The following is a 23971-nucleotide window of genomic DNA, read 5'->3' as shown; positions in this document are numbered from 1 at the left end:
GGCGTCAACCCGCCTTGGTGGCGGGGGACTTGCGGGTGGCCCGGTCCCGGGCCTGTTCGGCGGCGGCGCGCACCGCGCCCCGGTGGACCGGGCCGTGACCGGGCAGCAGGGTGTCGCCGTCGAGCGCGGCGATCAGGTCGAGGGAGGCCACGACCCGGCCGCGGTCGTGGTCGAAGAAGCCGGGCAGCAGCTGCGGCCCCTTGGTCCAGGACACGGCGTGCCCGCTGACCAGGGCGTCCCCGGAGACCACGATGCCGGCCTCCGGCAGGTGGTAGACGCAGTGTCCGTCGGTGTGGCCGGGGGTGTGCACGGGCACCGGGCGGCCCGGCAGGTCGAGCGCGCCCGCGCCGGGGAACGGCTCGGGCGCGGTGACCGGGTTGTGCTCCATGCCGCCCACCTTGATGACATGCGCGGCCCACGGCAGCATGCCCGGCCGCCAGACGTTGCGCACGACGTCGCCGAGCGTGGCCTGGTGCAGGAACTCCCGCCGGGCGTGCGGGACTTCGGCCGGGTGGAGATAGACGGGCGTGCCGTAGGTGGACCGCAGGTACTCGGCCGAGCCCAGATGGTCGTTGTGCGCGTGGGTGATCAGCACGGCGGACACCGCCTGAGGTGAACCGCCCACCGCGGCGAGGGACTCCAGGATCCCCGGCCGGTCCCCGGGATACCCGGTGTCGATCAGGGTGAGGGCGTCCCCGTCCTTCAGGATCACCCAGTTGACGTTGTTGCCGTGCACCAGGTAGGTGCCGTCGGCCACTTGATGTACTTCTGCCCGCATGGTTTCTCCGCGCCCGAGTGCCAGTGATCTTCGAGGGGACAGCCAACCAGATCCGCCGCCGTGGGGCGCGAGGGGGCGGCGAGTTGTCCGGTTGTTCCGGCTTGTCTCAGCGCACGCCGTGCGGGCGGAACTGCACGCTGATCCGGGGCCCCGCCGCCCGCGCCGACTTGGGCACGCAGTGCTCCCAGGTGCGCTGGCAGGAGCCGCCCATCACGATCAGGTCGCCGTGCCCGAGCGGCCGCCGTACCGCCGGTCCGCCCCCGCCGGCCGGGCGCAGCAGCAGATCGCGGGGCTCGCCCACGGAGAGGATCGCGACCATGGTGTCCGCGTGGGCGCCCTTTCCGATCCGGTCGCCGTGCCAGGCCACGCTGTCCCGGCCGTCGCGGTAGTAGCACAGTCCGGCGGTGGTGAACGGCTCGCCCAGCTCCTTCGCGTAGTGCCGGGACAGGGCGGCGCGGGCCTCGTCCAGGACGGGGTGGGGGAGGGGGTCCGCGGCGCCGTAGAAGGCCAGGAGGCGGGGTACGGCGACGACGTTGTCGTACATCTTCCGCCGCTCGGCGCGCCAGGGGACCTCCGCCGCGAGCCGTTCGAACAGGGCGTCCGCGCCGGTCAGCCAGCCGGGCAGCACGTCGATCCAGGCGCCGGCGCCGAGCACGGTGCGGCGCAGTCCGCGCAGGGGGCCCAGGCGCAGCTCGTCGGTCTGGTCGAACAGGGAGCCCTGGAGGTGCGTGGCCATGCGGCCCAGCGTACTCCTTATTCGAAAATACGTTCCAATATGATCACCGGCCCGGACGGACTCGCCGGGGTCTTTCGATACAACGGTGTATCCGATACATTCGTGTATCGAACGGAGGTGTCGTCATGGTCACGCGGGAGACCGCCAAGCGCGTCACCCGGCGCCGGGCCGAGACCCGGGCCCGGCTGCTCGGAGCCGCGTTCGGGGTGTTCGCGGCCAAGGGGTTCGGGCGGGTCTCCATCGAGGAGGTCTGCGAGGCGGCCGGGTACAGCCGGGGCGCCTTCTACTCGAACTTCGCCACCCTGGACGAGCTGTTCTTCGCCCTCTACCAGGAGCGCGCCGACCTCATCGCCGGCCAGGTCGCGGACGCCCTCGCCGAGGACGGCCCCGGCCTCGACGTACCGGCCGCCGTGGACCGCGTCACCGAGGTGCTGCTGCTCGACGTGGACTGGCTGCTGGTGAAGACCGACTTCCTGGTGCACGCGGCCCGCGACCCGGAGGTCGCCCGCGTCCTGCTCGGCCACCGCGCCCGGCTCCGGGAGGCCGTCGCCGACCGCCTCTTCCGGGCCCGGGGCCACACCGGACTCCCCGCCGTGCTCGGCGGCACGGCCGGCGCCGCGCACGCCGTGGTCGCGGCCTACGACGGCGTCACCACCCAGCTGCTGCTGGACAAGGACGTCGAGCACGCGCGGAGCCGGCTCAAGCAGCTGCTCACCGCGCTGCTCACGGACGGCGGCGCGCCGGCCGCCCCCTCGACAACGCACTGAGGAAGGAACCTCGACGCCATGGACGCGGACGTCATCGTCGTCGGAGCGGGCCTCGCCGGTCTGGTCGCGGCCCACGAACTCACCAGCCGGGGACGCCGGGTGGCCCTGGTCGACCAGGAGAACGCCGCCAACCTCGGCGGCCAGGCGTACTGGTCCTTCGGCGGCCTCTTCCTCGTCAACTCGCCCGAACAGCGCCGGATCGGCATCAAGGACTCCTTCGAACTGGCCTGGAGCGACTGGCGCGGCAGCGCGCGCTTCGACCGGATCGAGGACGAGGACTCCTGGGCGGTGCGCTGGGCCCGCGCCTACGTGGAGTTCGCGGCCGGCGAGAAGCGGTCCTGGCTCCAGGGGCACGGCATCGAACTGCTGCCCACCGTCGGCTGGGCCGAGCGCGGCGACCTCAGGGCCGACGGGCACGGCAACTCCGTGCCCCGCTTCCACATCGCCTGGGGCACCGGCACCGGAGTGGTCGAGCCCTTCGTCGATCACGCCCGGCAGGCCGCCCGGGACGGGCTGCTCACCTTCCACCACCGCCACCAGGTGGACGACCTGGTCATCGAGGACGGCACCGCCCGCGGGGTGCGCGGCACGGTGCTGGCCCCCGACGACTCCCCGCGCGGTGTCGCCTCCAGCCGCGAGCGCGCCGGCGACTTCGAACTCACCGCCCAGGCCGTCGTCGTCACCACCGGCGGCATCGGCGCCGACCACGACATCGTGCGCCGCTACTGGCCCGAGCGGCTCGGCACACCCCCCGCCGAGATGGTCACCGGCGTCCCCGCCCATGTGGACGGCCGGATGCTCGACATCAGCGCGGCGGCGGGCGTCCGTCTGGTCAACCGGGACCGGATGTGGCACTACACCGAGGGGCTGCGGAACTGGGACCCGATCTGGCCCGGCCACGGCATCCGCATCCTGCCCGGCCCGTCCGCCATCTGGCTGGACGCCCTCGGCCGCCGCCTGCCCGACCCCTGCCTGCCCGGCTACGACACCCTCAACACGCTCAAGTACCTGCGCACCACCGAGGACATCGCGGGCTACGACCACTCCTGGTTCATCCTCACCCGGAAGATCATCGAGAAGGAGTTCGCGCTCTCCGGCTCCGAGCAGAACCCCGACATCACCGCCAAGGACCGCAGGGCGGTGGTGCGCAACCGGCTCGTCGGCAAGGGCGCGCCCGCCCCGGTGCAGGCGTTCCTCGACAAGGGCGCCGACTTCGTCACCGCGGACAGCCTGGAGCGGCTGGTCGAGAAGATGAACGGCCTCGCCGGGCAGCCGCTGCTGGACGCGGCCGGGGTGCGCCGCCAGATCGAGGCCCGCGACCTCCAGATGGCCAACCCGTACAGCAAGGACTCCCAGGTCCAGGGCATCCGCAACGCCCGCCGCTACCTCGGCGACCGGCTCGGCCGGGTGGCCGCGCCGCACCGTCTCCTGGACCCGGCCGCGGGCCCCCTGATCGGGGTACGGATGCATGTGCTGACCCGCAAGACGCTCGGCGGCATCCAGACCGACCTCGACTCACGCGCCCTCGGCGCCGACGGGACGCCGATCGAGGGGCTGTACGCGGCCGGTGAGGTGGCCGGGTTCGGCGGCGGCGGGGTGCACGGCTACAACTCCCTGGAGGGCACCTTCCTCGGCGGCTGCCTCTTCTCGGGCCGCGCCGCGGGCCGGCACGCGGCCCGGCACACCGGCTGACCTCAGCCTCCGAGCAACTCCAGGAGCACCTGGGCGCGGCCGCGCTCCGGCAGCTTCCTCGCCGTCAGCAGCGTCACCGGGCCCTCGCGGACCGACTCCCGCAGGCCGTCGAGCAGTTCGGCGGCCTCGGGGGCGGCCGGCTCCGCCTCGTACAGGGCACGGAACCCCTCGTACGACCCCCCGCTGTGGAACCAGGTGCGCAGCTTCGCCGACGGGGTGAGCCCCTTGGGCCACTCGTCCAGGTGCGCGGCCTCCTTGGTCACCCCCCGCGGCCACAGCCGGTCGACCAGCACCCGCAGCCCGTCATCGGGCTCGGGCGGATCCTAGATCCGGCGCACACGTACGCTCACGATCGGGCCCTCCCCCCATGACGGCGGCCACCTTCGGCGAGCGTACTGCGCGGGCCCCGGGGGCGCCGGTCGGCGACCCGGCCCTCGTCCGGTCCCACCCCCGCCGAGCAGCGATCTCGCCACCGGACGGCCAGAAGGAAACCGGAGACCCGGAGACACCGGCGCCTCTAGTCTGTGGGCCAGTCGAACACCTTTTGAGGAGCGCACGTGACGTCACCCCGCAGACAGCCCGCACGCCGTCGTACCACGGTCCTCGGCCGCAGGGCGGTGCTCGCCACCGTGCCCGTCGCCGTGGCCGCACTCGTCGGTGCCGCCGGACCGGCCGGCACGGGCACCACCGGCGCGGCCGGCGCGGGCGACCCCTACTTCCCGCTCAGCGGCAACGGCGGGTACCACGTGCGGCACTACGACCTGACGCTGCGCTACCAGAGCGACGGCCGCCTGGACGGCACCGCGGTCCTCACCGCCCGCGCCACCCAGCCGCTCACCCGCTTCGACCTCGACCTCAAGGGGCTGACGGTCGGCGGCGTCGAGGTCGACCGCACCGCCGCGGGCGTCAAGCGCTCCGGTCAGGAACTCGTCGTCACCCCGCGCCACGCCCTGCGCGCGGGCCAGGACTTCAAGGTCACCGTCACCTACCACGGCACGCCCGAGCCGGTCACCGACCCCGACGGCTCGGCGGACGGCTGGATCCCCACCGACGACGGGGCGTTCGTCGCGAGCGAGCCGCAGGGCGCCATGACCTGGTTCCCGGCGAACGCCCACCCCAAGGACAAGTCGTCGTACGACTTCACGATCACCGTGCCCAAGGGCCGCACCGCCGTCGCCAACGGGGACCTGCTCGGACAGCGCACCGCCAAGGACCGGACCACCTTCCGCTGGCGCGAGACCCAGCCCATGGCCGCCTACCTCGCCACCGCCACCATCGGCACCTTCCAGGTCAGGCAATACACCACCCGCGACGGCATCCGGGTCTACGACGCCGTCGACCCCCGCGAGGCCAAGGCCGCGGCCCCGGTGCTCAAGCAGCTGCCCTCGGTCCTGGAGTGGGAGAGCAAGCTGTTCGGGCCCTACCCGTTCACGTCCGCCGGAGCCATCGTGGACCACGCGAAGGTCGGCTACGCCCTGGAGACGCAGACCCGCCCGCTCTACGACTCCGCGCCCGACATCCTCACCCTCGTGCACGAGAGCGCCCACCAGTGGTACGGCGACTCGGTGTCCCTGACCTCCTGGAAGGACATCTGGCTCAACGAGGGCTTCGCGACCTACGCCGAGTGGCTCTACTCCGAGCAGCACGGCGGCGCGAGCGCCCAGAAGACCTTCGACGAGCTGTACGCCCGCCCCGCGGGCAACGAGCTGTGGGCCTACCCGGCCGGCGCCCCGGGCAGCGGCGAGAACATCTTCGGCACGCCCGTCTACGACCGCGGCGCGATGGCCCTGCACGAGCTGCGCAAGGCGGTCGGCGACCGGACGTTCCTCGCGATCCTGCGCGCCTGGGCCGCCGAGCACCGGGGCGGACACGGCACCACCGCGCAGTTCGTCCGGCTCGCCGAGCAGAAGTCCGGAAAGCCGCTGGACTCCCTCTTCCACACCTGGCTGTTCACGAAGGGCAAGCCGAACAAGGCCTGAGTTCTTACCAATTCCACATAACTGTCGGCGAAGCTCGACAGCATGATCAACCGCAGAACCGCTCTTCCCCTCCTCGCCTCCCCGCTGCTGCTCACCGGCTGCGGCGGGAGCGGCGGGGAGGCCGGGCACCGGGCGCGGCCCACCCGGCCCGCGCCCGCCACCGGCACCACCTCGCAGGCCGAACAGGCCCCCCACGGCATACCCGGGCTCGGCCCCACCCGGACGGCGGCGATACCGGGGCAGTGCACCCAGGCCGTCGTCGCCACCGGGCGCGGCCCGAACTCCCCGCAGTGCACGGTCGTCCTGCACCAGCGCACCGCCGACGGCTGGCAGGCGGGCCCGAGTTGGCCCGCGCACAACGCGCTGAAGGGCTGGAGCGCCCACCACATGCTGGGCGACCTGCGCTCCCCGCTCGGTGTGTACACCCTGTCCGACGCCGGGGGACTGCTGCCCGACCCCGGCAGCAGACTGCCGTACCACGAGTCCGCCGGATTCCACTCGCCCGGCACCGGCTTCGAGGGCGAACCCCTGGACGGCTCGTTCGACTACGTCATCGCCATAAATTACAACCGCAAGCCCGGCACCTCCCCGCTGGACTGGACCCGCCCGCTCGGCGCCGAGCGCGGTGGCGGGGTCTGGCTGCACGTCGACCACGGCGGCCCCACCCACGGCTGCGTCAGCGTCGCCAAGGCGCACATGAAGGACCTGCTGCGCACGCTCGACCCGGCCCGGCACCCGGTCGTCGCGATGGGGTACGCCGACTGGCTCGCGGTCTGAGCCGCTTAGGATCCGCAATTGTGTGCGCACATGTGCTGGTCGCCGAGGACGACGAGAAGCAGGCCGAACTGATCCGCCGCTCCCTGCTGGCCGACGGACATACCGCGACGGTGGTGCACGACGGCGCGGCCGCCCTGGACACGGCCCGCCGGCTGCGGCCCGACCTCCTCGTCCTCGACCTGATGCTGCCGGTCCTGGACGGCTTCGGCGTCTGCCGCGGACTGCGCGGCGACGACGGTGAGCTGGACGTCCCCGTGGTGATGCTCACCGCCCGCTCCGCCGAGGACGATCTGCTGCTCGGCCTCGAACTGGGCGCCGACGACTACCTCACCAAGCCGTACAGCCCGCGCGAGCTGATGGCCCGCATCCGCACGGTGCTGCGGCGCAGCGGCCGGGGCCCCGGCGCGCGCGGCGAGGACCCGGCGGTGCGGGCCGCCGGGCTCAGCGTCGACCCGGTACGGCACGAAGTGCGCTGCGACGGCGTGCCGGTGGACGTCACCCCGGCCGAGTTCCAGATCCTGCTGGCGATGGCGGCCGAGCCGGAGCGGGTGTTCACCCGGCGCCAACTCCTCCAGTGCACGCGGGGGTTCGACCGGTCCTCCACCGAACGGGCCGTGGACGTCCACATCATGAACCTGCGCCGCAAGATAGAGGCCGACTCCCGGCGTCCGGTACGGCTGCTCACCGTGTTCGGCGTCGGCTACAAGCTCAGCGGCCGGCTGTGAAGACCCGGCCGGAGCGGGGGAGCCGGGGCCGGGGCGCCCGGCGCCGGATACCGCTGCGCAAGCGGCTGCTGGTCCGGCTGCTGTCCGTCTCCGCCCTGATCGCCGTCTGCTCGGTGGCGGCCACCGCCTGGCTCGCGGTGACCACCACCACCAGCGCCCTCAAGGAGGAGCAGGGCCAGGACCTCGCCGCCGACAACAGCATCCTCGCCCAGCTCAGCGGGTACGCGGCCACCCACTCCGACTGGTCCGGCGTCCAGCGCTCCGTGCGCGACCTGGCCGCGCGGACCGGCCGGCGGATCGCGCTCACCACCCCCGACCGCACCCTCGTCGCCGACTCCGCGCCGCGCGGCACCCCGCTGCCGCCCCGCCCGGCCGCGAGCGTCGACCCGCTGCGCACCGACACCTACAGCGAGACCGGCGCCCAGCTCAGCGGCATCGACCCGCGCGCCGTCGGCCCCTACCGGCTGCCCGCGAAGGAACGCGCCGCGCTGGAGTCGCTGGCCACCCGGGACAGGCAGTGCTACGCCCGCTACGGCCTGCGGACCACCGTGCGGCACACGCCCAGCGGGCGCCCCGTGCTCACCGGCGGCGACGGCTCCGACCCGTCCCGCTACGGCGTGGCGGCGTGCGGGGCCGACGGGTTCGACGCCCCCACGCCCACCGAGACCCGGGCCCTGGACACACTGTCCGGGCTCGCCCGCCCCTGTCTGCGGCAGGCGGGTCTGGACGTCGGCGGCGGCCCGCTGTTCCTCGCCTTCGACCCGCAGGCCGAGGACCACTTCGGCGGTGGCCCGCTGCTCGCCAAGGTCGGGGGCAAGGACAAGGAGGCGACCGTCCGCTCGGCCCAGAGCTGTGTGCTCGGCGCGCGCCGCGCCCAGCTGGAGCCCTATGTCGCCCCGGCCGCCGACCTCTTCCTCGGCATCGGCGACCAGAACCCGTCCCGCTTCGACATCTCACCGGCGAACAAGTCCAAGGTGGTCTCCGCGGCCGGGCTGGTCCTCGCCGTCACCGTCGCGGTGACCGCCGCCGTCGCCATCCGGCTGGTACGGCCGCTGCGCGCGCTGACCGAGGCCGCGCAGGCGCCGCCCGAGCAGCATGTCAGGGTGCCGGTGACCACGCGGGACGAGACCGGCATCCTCGCGGAGGCGTTCAACGAACTCACCGAGCGCCGTGCACGCCTGGAGGCCCAGCGCAAGGCCATGGTCAGCGACATCGCGCACGAACTGCGCAGCCCGCTCACCAATATCCGCGGCTGGCTGGAGGTGATGCGCGACGGCGTCGTCGAGCCGGATCCGGGCCTGCTGGACTCGCTGCACGAGGAGGCGCTCGTCCTCCAGCGGATCATCGACGACCTCCAGGACCTGGCCGCCGCCGACGCGGGCACCCTGCGCCTGCACCGCGAACCGCTGGCCGCGGGCGAGCTGCTCGATCAGGTCGCCGCGGCCCACCGGGTGGCCGCCGACGCGGCCGGGGTCGCGCTGCTGACCGAGGCCGACCCGGCGGTCTGGCTGGACGCCGACCCGGTGCGGATGCGGCAGGTGCTCGGCAACCTCGTCTCCAACGCGCTGCGGCACACCCCGGCCGACGGCACGGTCACCCTGACGGCCCGCCGGGACGACACCGACGCCGTGCTCACCGTCGCCGACACCGGCGCCGGCATCGCCGCCGAGGATCTGCCGCATGTCTTCGAACGGTTCTGGCGCGCCGAGAAGTCCCGCAGCCGCCGCACCGGGGGCAGCGGCCTCGGACTCCCGATCGTCCGCCAGCTGCTCACGGCCCACGGGGGCACGGCGCATGCCACCAGCGAGCACGGCGAGGGCGCGGTCTTCACCCTCCGGCTGCCCGCGACGCAGGCACCGGGGGAGGAGCCGTAGGGCGGGCTCGAACTGCTCCGAGTCCGGGTGCACCCCGGCCCCGCGAAGGCCCTTGTCGTCACGCCGGTTCAGCCCGAGCGGGAGTGGGAGCGGGCCCGGCGGCGCAGCTTGCGGCGTTCCAGTTCGGTGGTGCCGCCCCAGACACCGATGGCCTGACCGGTGTCCAACGCCCAGTCCAGGCACTGCTGTCGGACCGGGCACCGCTCGCACACCCGCTTGGCCTGCTCGGCCTGCACCTGCGCGGGCCCGGTACTGCCGATCGGGAAGAACAGATCGGGGTCCTCGTAACGGCACGCTGCTTCTTCGCGCCAGTTCTCCATGGGAGTCTCCTTGGTGTGGATCGGGAGTCGTCCGCGTTCTGCCGAAGTCGTTCTGCCGTATGCGGGTCACCGGTCACGGCGCTGTGAAACGGCCCGGCCTCAACTCCGCAGTGCCGCCGCCGCAGTTGCCGTCACCGCCGCGGCCAGTGCCGCCAGCGCGGGGGAGTCGAGCCTCCACTGCTGCCAGTACAGGGTGACGTCCATCCACTCGCCGGGCGCGAGCAGGGCCAGCCGGCCGTCGGCCAGCAGGGGGCCGGCCTGGACCTCCGGGACCATGCCCCAGCCGAGGCCCGCCGCGACGGCGTCGAGGAAGCCCTCCGAGGTGGGCACATAGTGGCGCAGCGGGGCGGCCGAGGTGCCGCCGAGCCGGCGGACATAGCCGTCCTGGAAGTCGTCCTTGCGGTCGAAGACGATCACGGGCTCCGTGGCGAGGGCGTCCGGCAGGGGGCGCCCGGCGACCCTGGTGCGGGCGAACTCCGGTTCCGCGACCGGGAGATAGCGCATCCGGCCGAGCGGCCGCGCCGTGCAGCCCGGGACCGGGTCCGGCGAGGAGGTCACCGCCGCCATCACCAGTCCCTCGCGCAGCAGGACCGCCGTATGCCCCTCGTCCTCGCGGTGCAGCTCGAAGCAGAGCCCCGGCGCCCGGCTCAGCGCGGGCAGGAACCAGGTCGCCAGCGAGTCCGCGTTCACCGCGACCGAGACCCGGGTGGGCTCCCCGGCGCCGCTGAGCCCCAGCTCGCCCCACGCGTCCCGCTCCAGCCGGGCGAGCTGACGGGCGTAGCGCACCAGCACCGCGCCCGACTCCGTGGGCCGGACCGGCTTGGTGCGCTGGAGCAGCACCCGGCCGGTGCGCTGTTCGAGGGCCTTGACCCGCTGGCTCACCGCCGACGGCGTCACATGCAGGGCGGCGGCCGCCGCGTCGAAGGTGCCCTCGTCCACCACCGCGAGCAGCGTCCGCACCTGATCCAGGGGAAGGTCCATCACGAGCGCTAAGGATACGTAAGAATCTTTAGCTGTACTTGAGAGCCCAGGTGTCCTTAGCTTCGAGCCATGAACCACACCGCCCTGACCGCCGCGGTCGCCGGCTTCGGCACCGGCCTCTCCCTGATCGTCGCCATCGGCGCCCAGAACGCCTTCGTCCTGCGCCAGGGGGTGCGCCGCGACGCCGTACTCGCCGTGGTCGGCATCTGCGCCCTGTCCGACGCGCTGCTCATCGCGCTCGGCGTGGGCGGCGTCGGCGCGGTGGTGGTGGCCTGGCCGGGCGTGGTGCGGGCGGTCGGCATCGTCGGCGGCGTCTTCCTGCTCTGCTACGGCGTGCTGGCCGCCCGCCGCGTCGTACGGCCGGCCGGGTCCGCACTGACCGCGGCGGGCGGGGCGGCTGGGTCGCCGCGCCGGGCCGTGCTCACCTGCCTCGCCATGACCTGGCTCAATCCGCACGTCTACCTGGACACCGTCTTCCTGCTGGGCTCGCTCGCCGCCGACCGGGGCCCGCTGCGCTGGACGTTCGGGCTCGGGGCCGCGTTCGCCAGCCTGTGCTGGTTCACCGCGCTGGGCTTCGGCGCCCGGCTGCTCGGCCGCTTTCTGGCCCGCCCCGGCGCCTGGCGCGTCCTGGACGGCCTGGTCGCCCTCACCATGCTCGTCCTCGGCGTCTCGCTGCTCGCCGAGGGCTGAGACCGGAAGCCGGGACCGGTGGCCGGGCCCGGTCTTCCGGACCGAGACGTTCTCCCGCCGGTGCGATGAGATAGTTAGGCTCTCGAATCGAAAAGATGTAACGAGCAACCAGGACATCCGTGAACACCAGCGAGAGCAGTACCGAGACCGGCGACGACGCCCCCGCGGCCGCGCCCCCGCCCCACCGCGGCTGGCGCCGCTGGGCCATGGACACCCGCCCGCTGCGCATCCCCGCCTACCGGCGCCTGTGGTCCTCCACCATCGTGACGTCCGTCGGCAGCCAGCTCACCGCCGTCGCCGTGCCCAAGCAGATCTACGACATCACGCACTCCTCCGCCTGGGTCGGCTACGCCAGCCTCGCCGGGCTCGTGCCCATGGTGCTGTTCGCGCTGTGGGGCGGCGCGGTCGCGGACACCGTGGACCGGCGCAAGCTGCTGCTGTGGACCAACATCGGGATCGCGGTCACCTCGCTGCTGTTCTGGGCGCAGGCCGCGACCAAGCTGGACTCCGTCGTGGTCCTGATGGTGCTGCTCGCGCTCCAGCAGGCGTTCTTCGGCCTCAACTCCCCGGCCCGCAACGCCTCCATCGCGCGGCTGGTCCCGGCCGCGGAACTGCCCGCGGCCAACGCGCTCAGCTCCACCGTGATGCAGACCGGCCTGGTGGCGGGCCCGCTGCTCGCCGGTGTGCTCATCCCGGTCATCGGCCTGCCCGAGCTGTACCTCATCGACGCCCTCGCGCTGTGCGTCACCGTGTGGGCCGTCTTCCGGCTGCCCGCGCTGCCCCCGCTCGGCGACGCCCCCACGCGCCGCGCCGGGGTGCGCGAGATAGCCGAGGGCTTCCGGTACATATCCCGGCACAAGGTGCTGCTGCTGTCCTTCCTCGCCGACATCGTCGCCATGGTGTTCGGCATGCCCCGCGCCCTGTTCCCGCAGCTGGCCGCGCAGACGTACCACTCCTGGGGCTCGGGCCTCGCGCTCGGTGTGCTGTTCGCGGGCATCCCGGTCGGCGCGGTGCTCGGCGGCCTGTTCTCGGGCGTGTTCTCCCGCGCCCGGCGGCACGGCTGGATGGTCATCGGCGCGGTCGTCGCCTGGGGCGTGGCCATCGCCGGGTTCGGGCTCAGCGGCAACCTCTGGATCGCCCTCGCCTTCCTCGCCGTGGCCGGTGTCGCCGACATGGTCTCGATGGTGTTCCGCGGCGCGATCCTGCTGTCCGCCGCGACCGACGAGATGCGCGGCCGGATGCAGGGCGTGTTCACGGTCGTGGTGGCCGGCGGCCCCCGCCTCGCGGACGTGCTGCACGGCACCGCCGGCGCCGTGTTCGGGCCGCGCGCGGCGGTGGCGGGCGGCGGTGCGCTGGTCGTCGTACTGATGCTGGCGCTGGCGGCGATGGTGCCCGCGCTGCGGCGCTACCGGATCTGAGGAAGCGCGCAGGCCGCCGCGCCCGTGATCTACAGCGGGCTGCGGCGGCCGAGCGCGTACTGGTCCATCAGCTTGCCGCGGGTGGTCTCCAGACGGTGGGCGAGGATCTCGGCCACCGAGCGCACCAGGGACAGCCCGAGCAGCGGATCCTCCACGCACAGCGCGAGCACCGAGGGCCCGTCGAACTCGTAGGCTCGTACGTTGCTGAAGGCCACCGAGCCGAAGTCCCACTGGTACGGCGGGAAGAGCCAGGACCACCCCAGCAGGTCGCCCGCGCCGAGCGTGGCCACGGTGACCCGCTGCCGCGAGGTGACCTGCTGGTCCAGATGGACCGCGCCGGAGCGGATCACCCAGAACCGGTCGGCCGTGCCGCCCGCCTCGAAGATGCGGCTGTCCTCCGGGAAGGACACCTCCTTGGCCAGCTCCATCAGGCGTTCGCGCTGCGCCTGGGGCAGGGCGGTCAGCAGTTTTATCGCTTTGGTCATGGCGCGGGCTCCTCGCCGGCGACGGTTCGGGTGCTGCGGTGCCTCGTGTGGGGGCCGGTGCGTTGCGTACACCCATTTCATCCGCTGGCGGCGGGCAGGGCACCTCGAAGGAAGCGGATTTCTTTCCGCCGGCCGTCGTCCGGGCAGAAAAAAGCCCTGGCTGGACGGGGGAAGCCAGGGCCGCTGAGGGTGACACGGCGGGCTCCGAGGCCCTGCCGCCATCACGTATGGATGAACGATAAACCATTTGAGGGCTGTTCTGGTAATCGGACACTGATCTAAATAGTCCGTCTCACGCCGTCCTCCTCCGCGGGGTTCGCCGCCGGATGCGCGCCCGGCCGCACGATCTCGTCCAGCACCCGCAGCACGGCCTCGTACGCCCTGGCACTGGCCGCGGCGTCCCGGGCGCCGTCCGGCTCGGTCGCCGCGAGGCGCCCCGCGCGGTCCGTCCAGCGTGCCTGCTCCTCGGCCGCGCGGTCCCTGCCCCGCCGGATGCGTCGCAGCAGTTCGTCCGCGTCCACGACATCGCTCATGTGGGGCGGGTACCCCGTCCGGGCCCGGTGATGACTTCCGTACCCAGCGTGTTTGAGGGCGCCGCCGGTGGTCAGCCGAAAGGGGAGAGAGCGCGACGCCGGCACCGCCCAGGGAGGGAAGGGATGCCAGAAACGTACTCCATACCCGTCGACGAGGCCCGGCCGAGGCCGCCGTGCCGCCCGGCCGACGCCCGTCGCACCGTACGGCGCGTGGTCGCCGAACGCTGCCGGGCCCGTCATCAGCGGCTCGGCCCGGGGGCCATGGACGATGCCCTCCTGGTCGCCTCCGAACTCACCACCAACGCGATCGTGCACGGCGGCGGCATCACCGGTTTCGACGTCGACGTCGACTCCGCCGGTGTCCGCGTCTCGGTCAGCGACCACAGCACCGAACTCCCGGTCGCGCGGACCTCCCCGCCCGGCCACGCCCAGTGCCACGGCCGGGGCTGGCCGATCGTCTGCCACCTCGCCCGTGACGTCCGGGTCAGCGAGCTGCCCTGCGGCGGCAAGCGCATCACCGCGGTGGTCCCGCTGGCGTGAGCCGCCCGAGCACCCCCACTTATCCCTTCGACACCCCCCTGACCTCGGGTTTCACCCCGTCCACCGGATTCCTTCCGACAAGGGTGTTTGCCCTCCGGGGCAGCGGGCAGGCGGAATCTCGTGCTTCGGACCGGAGGCGCAAGCCCAGCGGGTGAACCGACCGTTGGGGCCCCCTCCGGGCGGGCCCCGGCATACCCGCGGCGAACCTGACAAGCACCGTTCGGGCTTGGACCGGAATCCCCATTCCGGCCGTGCCCAGACACCACGTTCAGGAGCGATTCCGCATGCTGACCGATATGTCGACAGGCCGTCCCGGCACGCCCGACCCCGCCACCCACACCGCGCGCCGGAGCCATGACGACGCCCCGGAGACCGCGGAACTGTTCACCCGGCTCGCCGACCTGGAAGAGGGTCCCGAGCGGGACGCCGTACGCGATGAACTGGTCAACGCCTGGCTCCCCATGGCGCACCGTATCGCCGGCCGGTTCCGCGACCGCGGCGAGTCCGTGGAGGATCTGCGCCAGGTGGCGGCGCTGGGCCTGGTCAAGGCCGTCGATCGGTACGACCCCTCGCGCGGCGCGTTCGAGAGTTACGCCGTGCCGACCATCACCGGCGAGGTCAAGCGCCACTTCCGGGACCGGATGTGGGCGCTGCGCGTGCCCCGCCGGGTACAGGAACTGCGCAACCGGGTGCGCGTGGCCCGCCGCGAGCTGACCCAGAACCCGGGCAGCCCCGAACCCACCAACGCCGCGATCGCCGCCCACACCGGGCTCACCGAGGAGGAGGTCGCCGCGGGCCTGGAGGCGCTGGAGAGCTTCAGCACGCTCTCCCTCGACGCCGAACTGGCCAGTGGCGACGACGGCTACAGCCTCGCCGACACCCTGGGTGCCACCGACACGTCGTACGACGTCGTGGTGGACCGGGAGGCCGCCAAGGAGGGGCTGCGCCGGCTGCCCGAGCGGGAGCGGGCCATCCTCTACATGCGCTTCTTCGAGGACATGACGCAGAGCCGCATCGCCGATCAGCTGGGCATCTCGCAGATGCATGTCTCCCGGCTGATCAGCCGCAGCTGCGCCCGTGTCCGCGACGAGGCGGTGGGCCGCCGTTCCGGCGGCGCCGAGTGAGCGCCCGCCGATCCGGCGTCCGCCGGGCGACCCGTCACCGCTGCTTCGCGGGCACCGCCTCCGGCCGCAGCCCCAGCGGGCGGGCGAGACCGGAGACCGCCTCGTCGAGGCGTTGCAGATGTCGCAGCACCCGGTCGGTGACCCGGCCGTAGCGCGGCGTACGCAGAGTTCCCGGCTCCAGCATCGAGGCGATGCTGGGGCCGGTCTCGATCTCCCCGTCCGCACGCGGGTCCGCCACCTGCGCGGCGATCGTCTCGATGTTCCGCACGATCCGCGCGCCCGCCCCGCGCAGCCGGGGGTCCGCCGCGATCGAGGGATGCGTGGGCAGCAGCTCCGCCGTCGCCGCGAGGGACCGCCCGTGGTAGGCGCAGGTCTCCAGCAGCGCCACCACATAGCGGGCGGTGTCGCGCCGGGCCCGCATCGGGGTGATCGGATGCGTCAGCGGCTGGGTGGCGGCGCGCAGATCCGCCAGCGCCTGGTCCAACTCCCGCGCCCGCTCCACCAGATCGCCGCCCCACCCGCCGCTGAGCTGGTCGACCGCGCCCCGGGTGACCTCCGCGAGCCGGTCGAGGACCTCCACCAGCAGCTCGTTCGTCCTGCGGTCCGTGTGGATCGGCAGCACCAGCGCGGCCGCGATCACCCCGCAGGCCGCGCCCAGCGCCGTCTCCTCGATCCGCAGCACCAGCACGGCCGCGGTGTAGGTGTTGAGCAGCGTGTACAGCAGCCCCAGCGCGGCCGTCACGAAGAACGACATCAGGGTGTACGACAGCGGCGCGGTGTAGAACATCGCGAACACCAGCAGCAGCACCAGCGCGAACGCCGTCCAGGTGTGGTGTCCGACCAGCCCGGCGAGCCCGATACCGGCGATCACGCCGAGCACCGTGCCGAGGAGCCGCCGGTAGCCCTTGACCAGGATCTCCCCGGTGGACGCGGTGTTGATGAACACGATCCAGCAGGTCAGCACCGCCCAGTACCAGCGCTGGCTGGACAGCAGCTCGCCGCCGACGATGGCCAGCGAGGAGCCGACGGCGATCTGCACGGCGGCCCGGGTGGTGGGCCGGCGCAGGCCACCCGGCTCCGTCTCCTCGGGCTCGGTCTCCTCGCTGACCTCGATCGCGGCGTCCTCCGCGTCCAGCTCCTCGCGCGAGCGGGCGGTGGCGGGGGAGTCCTCGGACTCGTCCTGCGGCCCGTCGAGCGCGAGCCGCAGCCCCAGCGCGGCGCGCGCCGTCTCACCGAGGCCCCGGAAGACGTCCTGCACGGCCGGGGCGGCCTGCGGCAGGTTCTCCTCCTCGCGGTAGCCGAGCAGCCGGTTGCGCACCTGCGCGAGCGCGACGCCCGCGGCCTCGCCGGCCGGGCGCAGCGCCAGCAGCCGCAGCGCCTTGAGATCCCGGCGCAGCTCGGCCCCGGCCTCGTCCCGCACCGGCAGCTCGCCGCCCGAGGGCAGCGGGGCGCCCGGCAGATGCAGCGTGAGGGTGTCGGTGCGCTCGGCGCTGCGGGCCGTGAGCAGCAGCAGACCGAGCCGCTCGGCGGCGATCTCGGCGTCCGCGATCCGGCGCTGGAGCAGCCGGGCCGTCGTCTCGTCGGAGGTGCCGTCGTCCAGCCGGCCCTGGATCAGCAGCGCCGTCTCGTGCAGCCGCGCGGTGCCGGTGCGCAGCTCCTCCAGAACCTTCTCCGCGTCCTCGGGCCCCGCGTCCAGCAGCTCGATCTGGGTGTCGATCAGCTGCGCGAGCCGGGCCCGGAACGCCTGCCGCAGCCGGTCCAGCGTGCCCGCCGGGGTCTGCGGCAGCAGCACGAACCGGGCCAGGGCGGCGCAGCCGAACGCCACCGCCACGACGCCGTACAGCTTCGGCAGCAGGTCCGGGGTGGCGTGCACGAACAGGGAGAGGAAGTACGTCTGGAAGCCGATCAGCCCGAGGGCATGGCCCCGGTCGCCGAACCGGCGGCTGTAGACCGCGCTGAACATGAGCGCGACGAAGAACAGGTCACCCGCGACGACGTACCGGCTCAGCAGCGTGCCCAGGGTGACCGAGACGAGCGCCACCGGCAGTCCGATCGCGAGCGTGAGGGCCTGCTGGTGGCGTTGCTTCTCACGGATCGCGAACGTCGCGACCATCGCCGCGATGGCCCCGGCGACCAGCAGGGCCACCGGGGCGCCCAGCGCGGCGAGCACGGCGAGGGTCAGGGCGATCGAGACGACCGTGCGCAGCCCCGCGGTCAGTCTGAGCAGCCCGGGATCCCATGCCGCGACCCGGTCCCAGATCCGTACCCGCCCCGACCGCCCCGCTGCCCTCACGCCGCCGCGCTCTCCCGTCCGTGAACCCGTGCCAGAATCGATCTTTGCTCCAGCATCGCACGTGCGGCCGGACTACCTGCCCTCGGCCAGGTTCGCGGCCACCAGCGCGTCGGCGTGCCCGTGCCCCAGACCGTGCTCGGCCCTGAGCCGGGCGACCAGCTCCATGTGCCTGGTCGGCGGCGAGGAGCGGATCGGCTCCTGCCACGCCCCGGTCGGGCGCCCCGGGAAGCCCGCCGATCGCGCGTGCACTGATCGGCGGCCCTCGGTGATCCGCGTCACATCAGGGGCTGTCGATCACATCAGGGGCTGTTGACGCCGCCCTCCGCCCGGGCCCGTACCTGCTCCGGCGTCAGATACGAGTCCGTGAACTCGAAGTCCTTCAGCCGGGCGGGCTTGCGGGCCTGGAAGCCGGTGCGCACGAAATCGTCGCCGGCCAGCGCGTTGAGCGTCCAGTTGGTCATCACCCGGGCCTTGGCGACGCCGGTGCGCAGCGCCGACCAGTGGTAGCCGCGGGCCACCGCCTGCGCCGGCATCCCGCTCAGTTCGATGCCGAGCGGCTTGGACACCGCGTCCTTGCCGCCGAGGTCCACGACCAGGCCGAGATCCTTGTGGTGGTACGGCTGGAGGGGCTCGCCGCGCAGGGTCGCGATGACGTTCTCGGCGACCCGCTTGCCCTGGCGCGAGGCGTGCTGCGCGGTCGGCGGGCAGACCGCGCCCTCCTGGCCCTTGGCGAGATCGGGCACGGCGGCCGAGTCGCCGAGCGCGAACACCCCGTCCTGCCCCGGCACGGTCAGCTCGGGATCGACGGCGAGCCGGCCGCGGACCGTCTCCGCGCCCAGCGTGGCGATCAGCGGACTGGCCACCACACCCGCGGTCCAGATCAGGGTGTGCGTCGGCACCACCCGGCCGTCGGTGAAGGTGACCTCCTCCGCGCCGGCCTTGTCGATCGACACCCCGAGGGACACGTCGATGCCGCGCCGCCGCAGGATCTCCTGCGCACTGCGCCCGAGCTTGTCGCCCAGCTCCGGCATCAGCTTGGGCGCGATGTCGATCAGATGCCAGCGGATCAGCCCGGGGTCCAGGCGCGGATAGCGCCGTACGGCGGCGTGCGTGAGCCGCTGGAGGCAGGCGGCGGTCTCGGTGCCGGCGTAACCGCCGCCGACCACCACGAACTGGAGCCGCGCGGCCCGTTCGGCCGGGTCGTCGCTGGCGTCGGCGAGGTCCAGCTGGGAGATGACGTGGTCACGGATGTACGCCGCCTCGGCGAGCGTCTTCATGCCGAAGGCGTGCTCGGTCAGGCCCGGGATGTCGAAGGTGCGGGTCACACTGCCCGGGGCCAGCACGATGTAGTCGTACGGCTCGTCGACGATCTTGTCGGTGATGGTGCGCACGACACAGACCTTGGCCTTCAGGTCCACGCCGATCGCGCCGCCCGGCAGGATCCGGGTGCGGTAGCGCCTGCTGCGGCGCAGGGAGAGCGCGATCGACTGCGGTGTCAGCACACCGGAGGCGACCTGCGGCAGCAGGGGCAGGTACAGCTGGTAGGAGACGGGCGTCACCAGGGTGACGTCGGCCTCGTCGGGGGCGAGTTTCCGCTCCAGCCGGCGGACGCACTCGACTCCGGCGAAGCCTGCGCCGACCACGAGGATCCTGGGTCGTGTCACGGTGTCCATCCCTTTCCGCGGTTCCGGGTGGTGGCCCGGCTCGACGCCGTTCGCATACCCCGGAGCGCTGCGCACCAACTCCGATACCACCGCGACCCGGGCCGCTGCGCCAGTCGGGTGCGGCACGCGGTGGAGTAACCGCTCCACACGGAGTTACACCTCGCGGCCCTCACCAGGGCAGGAACACATGGATGTCCTTGCCCGCGTCGTGCACCACCACACTGACCTGGCTGCACAGCGTGTGCACCAGATGCCAGCCGATGCCGCCGCCGCCCGTGCGCGGATGGAAGGGCCGGGGCTCCGGCCTGGTGGTGCTGGTGTCGCGCATCGTCACGTGCACACCGTCGAAGGTGCGCCGCATCCGCAGATCGAACGGGCCGGGCGCGTACTGGATGACGTTGGCGGCGAGTTCGGTCACCACCAGCAGGATGTCGTCCCAGTACTCGTGCTCGCCGGGCGGCGCGACCCGGGCCAGTGCGCCCAGGAAGTCCTCCGCGGCGAGCCGCGCCTCCGTGACGTTGCGCAGTTCACCCGCGAAGGAGAACTCACGCTCGTACGTCTCCTCCGAAGGCGGTGTCTCGTCCCCTCGCGGCTCCGTCGTCATCTCCGCATCCCCCGGCCTCGGCCACACGCGGGGCCCCTGTGCTGCCCCATCGCGGCCAGGACGGTCGTCGTCGCTGATCTCTCGCTGCGCTGCGGGTTCCCACAGCCGGGCCGGATATCCGTCCTTCTGATCGCCTGCGGCACGGTCTCACGGGCTGCGAGCAGCCCGTCGCGCGGTGCGAACGGCTCCGGGGGACCACCGTAGACCCTGGGACACCCGGCGCGGCACACCGCCCTGTCGGCCGCTCGGACGGCCGCGCAATCGACCGGTGAGACGGGCGCCGGTGGGGACTCGGTGGACATGAGTGCAGACATGAGCCATGTGAGCCCGGATCCGGACCCCGAGAGCACCACCGGACTCGAACCCGGCGGCTCGGTGCCGCCCGGCGAGACCCCGCCCGCGGAGAGCAGCATGCCCCAGGCCGCCGTGCGCGAGCGGGGCGCCACCCAGCGCGGCTGGGCCAAGGCGCCGCTGGCGCTGATCCTGGCCCTCGTGGTGCTGTTCGCCGCGTTCTTCCTGGTGTACGCCCTGGTCCTGATCCGCTGACCGATCCGCCCCGATCGGCGGCCCGGCGCCGATCAGCCCGGCCCGGTGGGCCCGCTCACCCCTGCGTGTGCCGCACGCACTCCGTGACGACGTCCCGCAGGGTGCCGCCGCCCTCCATGATCCGCCGCTGCTCGCGCGCGCCGTTGCCGTGCCGGAGCAGATCCTCGACGCCCTTCTCGGCGCGGTCCGTGTCCCCGCAGGCGTCGAGCGCGTCCCCGACCGTGTCGAGCAGTGAGTACAGCACCCGCGCGGCGGGCCGGGGCCGCAGGCTCACGGGGTCCAGCAGCTTCTCCTCCAGTCCCGAGCGCGCCGCCTGCCAGGAGGCGAGCCGGAGCAGGCTCACGCTGTGGTCGGGCGCCGGCCGGCCCGCCCGCCAGTCCCGGGCGGCCGTCTCCACCAGGCCCCGGGTCAGGGTCGCGACGAGCAGCGCGGTGTCCGCGCGCAGACACACGTCCGAGACCCGCACCTCGACCGTCGGATAGCTCGCCGACAGCCGCGCGTCGAAGTAGACCATGCCCTCGTCCAGGATCACCCCGGTGGACACCATGTCCGCGACCCGGCGGTGATAGTCCTCGGGCGAGCCGAACAGCTCGGTCGGCCCGGCCGAGGGCCAGCGCGACCACACCCGGCTGCGATAGCTCTCATAGCCGCTGTCGTGGCCTTGCCAGAAGGGGGAGTTGGCGCTGATCGCGGTGAGCACCGGGAGCCAGGGCCGCAGCCGGTCGAGCACCGCGACGCCCTCCTCGTCGGACTCCACCGACACATGCACATGGCAGCCGCAGACCAACTGGTCCCGGGTGCCGATGCCGTAGCGCTCGGACAGCCACTGATAGCGCTCGTTCACGGTGAGCGAGGGGTTCACCGGAAGCGGCGAGGTGGCCAGCGCGGCGACCGTGCAGCCGATCTGCCCGGCGTGCCGGGCCGCCTCCTTGCGGCAGCGCACGATCTCGTCGCCGAGGTCCGCCATGTCCGACTGCGGATGCGTGGCGAACTCCAGCATCTGTCCGAACAGTTCCTTCTCGAACACGTCCTGACCGGGATCGTCCCGGTCGGCCCGTGCGAGTACGGGCGCCGCCAGCGCCTTCGGGTCGCCCGTGTCCGGATCGACCAGAAGGAGCTCCTCCTCCACTCCGACCGTGCGCACTCGGTGCCGCCTTTCCGCCCTGTGACCAGGGGCAGCCAGGATCTCGTATGAACCCCGACTGCCCCTGCGACGGGCGCCGACACCTGCGGCTTCAGCGCGCCGGGCCCAGGAACACCGTGGCCAGCGGCGGCAGCGTGAGCCGCAGCCCGCCGTCGGCCGGCTCCAGCGGCCCCGGCGCGCCGACCGGGATGCCGCCGCCCCCGTAGCCGATGTCGTCGGTGTTCAGCAGCTCACGCCAGGCCGGCACCTCCGCGGGCACCGGCAGCCGGTAGTCCTCGCGGACCACGGGCGAGAAGTTCGACACCGCGAGCAGCGGGGTGCCGTCGGCCGCGTAGCGCAGGAACGCGAAGACGTTGTCCTCCGCCGCGTCGCCCAGCACCCAGCAGAAGCCGCCCGGGTCGGTGTCGCGCTGCCACAGCGCGGGCGTCGCCCGGTACAGCGCGTTCAGGTCCCGCACCAGCGCCCGCACGCCCCGGTGGTCACCGGCGGAGTGGTAGTCGTCGGCCAGCAGCCACCACTCGGGCCCCTGCTGCTCCGCCCACTCGGCGCCCTGCGCGAACTCCTGTCCCATGAACAGCAGTTGCTTGCCCGGGTGAGCCCACATGAAGCCCAGGTAGGCGCGGTGGTTGGCGCGCCGCTGCCACCAGTCGCCCGGCATCTTCGACACCAGCGCCTGCTTGCCGTGCACCACCTCGTCGTGCGAGATGGGCAGCACGTAGTTCTCGCTGTAGGCGTACACCATCGAGAAGGTCATCTCGTTGTGGTGGTACTTGCGGTGCACGGGCTCCTTCTGGATGTACTGGAGCGAGTCGTGCATCCAGCCCATGTTCCACTTCAGCCCGAACCCGAGCCCGCCGCTGTCGGTCGGCCGGGTCACCCCGTCCCAGGCGGTGGACTCCTCGGCGATGGTCACCACACCCGGGCAGCGCCGGTAGACCGTGGCGTTCATCTCCTGGAGGAACGCCACCGCGTCCAGGTCCTCGCGCCCGCCGAACACATTCGGCTCCCACTGCCCGGAGTCCCGGGAGTAGTCGAGGTAGAGCATGGAGGCGACCGCGTCCACCCGCAGGCCGTCGACATGGAACTCCTCGCACCAGTAGACGGCGTTGGCGACAAGGAAGTTGCGCACCTCGATACGGCCGTAGTCGAACTCGTACGTCCCCCAGTCGGGGTGCTCGGCGCGCGTCGCGTTCCCGGGCTCGTACAGCGGGTCCCCGTCGAACCGGGCCAGCGCCCAGTCGTCCTTGGGGAAGTGCGCCGGCACCCAGTCCATGATCACGCCGATGCCCGCCCGGTGCAGCGCGTCCACCAGGTACCGGAAGTCGTCCGGCGAGCCGAGCCGGGGGGTCGGCGCGTAGTACGAGGTGACCTGGTAGCCCCAGGAGCCGCTGAACGGGTGGCCGGCCACCGGCATCAGCTCCACATGCGTGAAGCCCATCTCCACGACGTACGCGGGCAGTTCGTCCGCGAGCTGACGATACGTCAATCCCGGTCGCCAGGAGGGCAGATGCACCTCGTACACGGAGAACGGCGCCTCGTGGACCGGGATGTCACCGCGGTGCGCCATCCACCGCTCGTCGCCCCACGCGTAGTGCGAGACCGTCACGATCGAGGCGGTGTCCGGCGGCACCTCGGTGCGCCGGGCCATCGGGTCCGCCTTGAGGAAGCGGTGGCCGTGGCGGGAGGTGATCTCGAACTTGTAGCGGTCGCCCTCGCCGATCCCGGGCAGGAACAGCTCCCACACCCCGGACGCGCCGAGCGAACGCATCGGGTACTGGGTGCCGTCCCAGAACGTGAAGTCCCCGGCCACCCGCACCCCTCGGGCATTGGGCGCCCACACGGTGAACCGGGTGCCGGCCACGCCCTCGTGGGTCATCGGCTCGGCGCCGAGCGCCTGCCACAGCTGCTCGTGCCGGCCCTCGCGGATCAGGTGCAGGTCCAGCTCGCCGAGCGCGGGCAGGAAGCGGTACGGGTCGTGCACCTCCCGCTCGTCCTCGTCGTACGTCACCAGCAGGGTGTACGGCGGGATCTCCGGGTAGGGCAGCACGGCCGCGAACAGCCCGCCGCCCTCGGAGACGAGCGGGTTGGCCATCCCGTCGACCAGGACGCTCACCGCCCGCGCGTTCGGGCGCAGCGCCCGGAACAGGGTGCCGCCCGGCACCGGGTGGGCGCCCAGCAGGGCGTGCGGATCGTGGTGCGCCCCGGCCAGCAGCCGGTCGCGCTCGGCGGGGTCCAGCGCGGTGGCCGCGGCCTGCCCCGGGCCCGCGGTCTCGGGCGGCGTCGTGTCGCGCAGTGCCATGC

23 protein-coding genes and 1 pseudogene are annotated in these 23971 nt (G+C 73.0%); 11 read left to right on the top strand and 13 right to left on the bottom strand.

The genetic code is table 11. The features are described 5' to 3' along the window. Positions 1 to 4: 4 nt before the first annotated feature. Together QHG49_RS03235 and QHG49_RS03230 are read right to left on the bottom strand one after the other, a co-directional pair. Positions 5 to 778 carry an MBL fold metallo-hydrolase gene (locus QHG49_RS03235; RefSeq protein WP_145491281.1) on the bottom strand — a complete coding sequence of 258 codons (774 nt, stop codon included), beginning with the start codon at positions 776 to 778 and terminating at the stop codon, positions 5 to 7. 106 nt (positions 779 to 884) lie between these two features. Next, entirely contained in the window at positions 885 to 1514 is a 630-nt protein-coding gene (locus tag QHG49_RS03230) for an alpha-ketoglutarate-dependent dioxygenase AlkB (protein ID WP_159698516.1), read from the bottom strand. Between the two features lie 125 nt (positions 1515 to 1639). On the opposite strand from QHG49_RS03230, the gene QHG49_RS03225 reads away from it, so the two are divergent. Beyond that, a complete protein-coding gene (locus QHG49_RS03225) occupies positions 1640 to 2281 on the top strand; it encodes a TetR/AcrR family transcriptional regulator (protein ID WP_145491276.1) in 642 nt (213 codons plus the stop codon). 18 nt (positions 2282 to 2299) lie between these two features. Beyond that, entirely contained in the window at positions 2300 to 3973 is a 1674-nt protein-coding gene (locus QHG49_RS03220; protein ID WP_159698513.1) for an FAD-binding dehydrogenase, read from the top strand. Positions 3974 to 3975: 2 nt separating this feature from the next. Here the strand turns inward: QHG49_RS03220 and QHG49_RS03215 are convergent. After that, positions 3976 to 4323 (bottom strand): annotated as a pseudogene (locus QHG49_RS03215) (DUF488 domain-containing protein). 207 nt (positions 4324 to 4530) lie between these two features. On the opposite strand from QHG49_RS03215, the gene QHG49_RS03210 reads away from it, so the two are divergent. From QHG49_RS03210 to QHG49_RS03195, 4 genes are read left to right on the top strand one after another with little or no spacing between them, the layout of a single operon-like run. Continuing rightward, positions 4531 to 5952: a M1 family metallopeptidase gene (locus QHG49_RS03210; RefSeq protein WP_301487152.1), complete on the top strand. Its 1422-nt coding sequence runs from the start codon at positions 4531 to 4533 to the stop codon at positions 5950 to 5952. A gap of 42 nt (positions 5953 to 5994) precedes the next feature. Continuing rightward, positions 5995 to 6729: a L,D-transpeptidase family protein gene (locus QHG49_RS03205; protein WP_159698507.1), complete on the top strand. Its 735-nt coding sequence runs from the start codon at positions 5995 to 5997 to the stop codon at positions 6727 to 6729. Positions 6730 to 6749: 20 nt separating this feature from the next. Continuing rightward, positions 6750 to 7454 (top strand): response regulator transcription factor, encoded by a 705-nt coding sequence (locus QHG49_RS03200; RefSeq protein ID WP_301487151.1) that lies wholly within the window; start codon positions 6750 to 6752, stop codon positions 7452 to 7454. Then, complete coding sequence (locus tag QHG49_RS03195; RefSeq protein WP_301487150.1) at positions 7451 to 9328, top strand: cell wall metabolism sensor histidine kinase WalK; 1878 nt, start codon at positions 7451 to 7453, stop codon at positions 9326 to 9328. Before QHG49_RS03200 ends, QHG49_RS03195 begins: the two co-directional genes overlap by 4 nt. Positions 9329 to 9396: 68 nt before the next feature. Here QHG49_RS03195 and QHG49_RS03190 read toward each other — a convergent pair whose 3' ends face one another. Both QHG49_RS03190 and QHG49_RS03185 read right to left on the bottom strand, forming a co-directional pair. Then, positions 9397 to 9648 (bottom strand): WhiB family transcriptional regulator, encoded by a 252-nt coding sequence (locus QHG49_RS03190; RefSeq protein ID WP_145491261.1) that lies wholly within the window; start codon positions 9646 to 9648, stop codon positions 9397 to 9399. 99 nt (positions 9649 to 9747) lie between these two features. Then, complete coding sequence (locus tag QHG49_RS03185) at positions 9748 to 10629, bottom strand: LysR family transcriptional regulator ArgP (protein ID WP_301492680.1); 882 nt, start codon at positions 10627 to 10629, stop codon at positions 9748 to 9750. Positions 10630 to 10698: 69 nt separating this feature from the next. Here QHG49_RS03185 and QHG49_RS03180 point away from each other — a divergent pair, with 69 nt between their 5' ends. Both QHG49_RS03180 and QHG49_RS03175 read left to right on the top strand, forming a co-directional pair. After that, a complete protein-coding gene (locus QHG49_RS03180) occupies positions 10699 to 11319 on the top strand; it encodes a LysE/ArgO family amino acid transporter (RefSeq protein WP_301487149.1) in 621 nt (206 codons plus the stop codon). A gap of 119 nt (positions 11320 to 11438) precedes the next feature. Then, positions 11439 to 12737, top strand: coding sequence for an MFS transporter (locus QHG49_RS03175; protein WP_159698499.1), 1299 nt, complete (start codon positions 11439 to 11441; stop codon positions 12735 to 12737). Between the two features lie 29 nt (positions 12738 to 12766). On the opposite strand, the gene QHG49_RS03170 is transcribed toward QHG49_RS03175, so the two are convergent. Together QHG49_RS03170 and QHG49_RS03165 are read right to left on the bottom strand one after the other, a co-directional pair. Beyond that, positions 12767 to 13222, bottom strand: coding sequence for a cyclic nucleotide-binding domain-containing protein (locus QHG49_RS03170; RefSeq protein WP_085563251.1), 456 nt, complete (start codon positions 13220 to 13222; stop codon positions 12767 to 12769). A 278-nt stretch (positions 13223 to 13500) separates the two neighbouring features. Then, entirely contained in the window at positions 13501 to 13755 is a 255-nt protein-coding gene (locus tag QHG49_RS03165) for a hypothetical protein (RefSeq protein ID WP_159698496.1), read from the bottom strand. Between the two features lie 123 nt (positions 13756 to 13878). On the opposite strand from QHG49_RS03165, the gene QHG49_RS03160 reads away from it, so the two are divergent. Together QHG49_RS03160 and QHG49_RS03155 are read left to right on the top strand one after the other, a co-directional pair. Beyond that, complete coding sequence (locus QHG49_RS03160) at positions 13879 to 14295, top strand: ATP-binding protein (protein ID WP_301487148.1); 417 nt, start codon at positions 13879 to 13881, stop codon at positions 14293 to 14295. Positions 14296 to 14579: 284 nt separating this feature from the next. Then, positions 14580 to 15419, top strand: coding sequence for a SigB/SigF/SigG family RNA polymerase sigma factor (locus QHG49_RS03155; protein ID WP_145491249.1), 840 nt, complete (start codon positions 14580 to 14582; stop codon positions 15417 to 15419). A gap of 34 nt (positions 15420 to 15453) precedes the next feature. Here QHG49_RS03155 and QHG49_RS03150 read toward each other — a convergent pair whose 3' ends face one another. The 4 genes from QHG49_RS03150 to QHG49_RS03135 form a co-directional block, all read right to left on the bottom strand. After that, on the bottom strand, positions 15454 to 17712 hold the full coding sequence (locus QHG49_RS03150; protein ID WP_236576198.1) for an FUSC family protein: 2259 nt from the start codon (positions 17710 to 17712) through the stop codon (positions 15454 to 15456). 72 nt (positions 17713 to 17784) lie between these two features. Further along, positions 17785 to 17961 (bottom strand): DUF4287 domain-containing protein, encoded by a 177-nt coding sequence (locus QHG49_RS03145; protein WP_370530419.1) that lies wholly within the window; start codon positions 17959 to 17961, stop codon positions 17785 to 17787. A 50-nt stretch (positions 17962 to 18011) separates the two neighbouring features. Continuing rightward, positions 18012 to 19385 carry an NAD(P)/FAD-dependent oxidoreductase gene (locus tag QHG49_RS03140; protein ID WP_301487147.1) on the bottom strand — a complete coding sequence of 458 codons (1374 nt, stop codon included), beginning with the start codon at positions 19383 to 19385 and terminating at the stop codon, positions 18012 to 18014. Between the two features lie 160 nt (positions 19386 to 19545). Further along, positions 19546 to 19980, bottom strand: coding sequence for an ATP-binding protein (locus QHG49_RS03135; protein ID WP_111583419.1), 435 nt, complete (start codon positions 19978 to 19980; stop codon positions 19546 to 19548). Between the two features lie 312 nt (positions 19981 to 20292). Here QHG49_RS03135 and QHG49_RS03130 point away from each other — a divergent pair, with 312 nt between their 5' ends. Continuing rightward, entirely contained in the window at positions 20293 to 20526 is a 234-nt protein-coding gene (locus QHG49_RS03130) for a DUF6480 family protein (RefSeq protein ID WP_145491437.1), read from the top strand. A gap of 55 nt (positions 20527 to 20581) precedes the next feature. Here the strand turns inward: QHG49_RS03130 and QHG49_RS03125 are convergent, their stop codons facing one another. After that, positions 20582 to 21670: a glutamate--cysteine ligase gene (locus QHG49_RS03125; protein ID WP_145491240.1), complete on the bottom strand. Its 1089-nt coding sequence runs from the start codon at positions 21668 to 21670 to the stop codon at positions 20582 to 20584. Between the two features lie 91 nt (positions 21671 to 21761). After that, a complete protein-coding gene (glgB, locus tag QHG49_RS03120; protein WP_301487146.1) occupies positions 21762 to 23969 on the bottom strand; it encodes a 1,4-alpha-glucan branching enzyme in 2208 nt (735 codons plus the stop codon). Positions 23970 to 23971: the final 2 nt, after the last annotated feature.

The organism is Streptomyces sp. WP-1, assembly GCF_030450125.1.
Classification (GTDB): Bacteria; Actinomycetota; Actinomycetes; order Streptomycetales; family Streptomycetaceae; genus Streptomyces; species Streptomyces incarnatus.
This window is presented reverse-complemented; position numbering and strand designations above follow the sequence as displayed.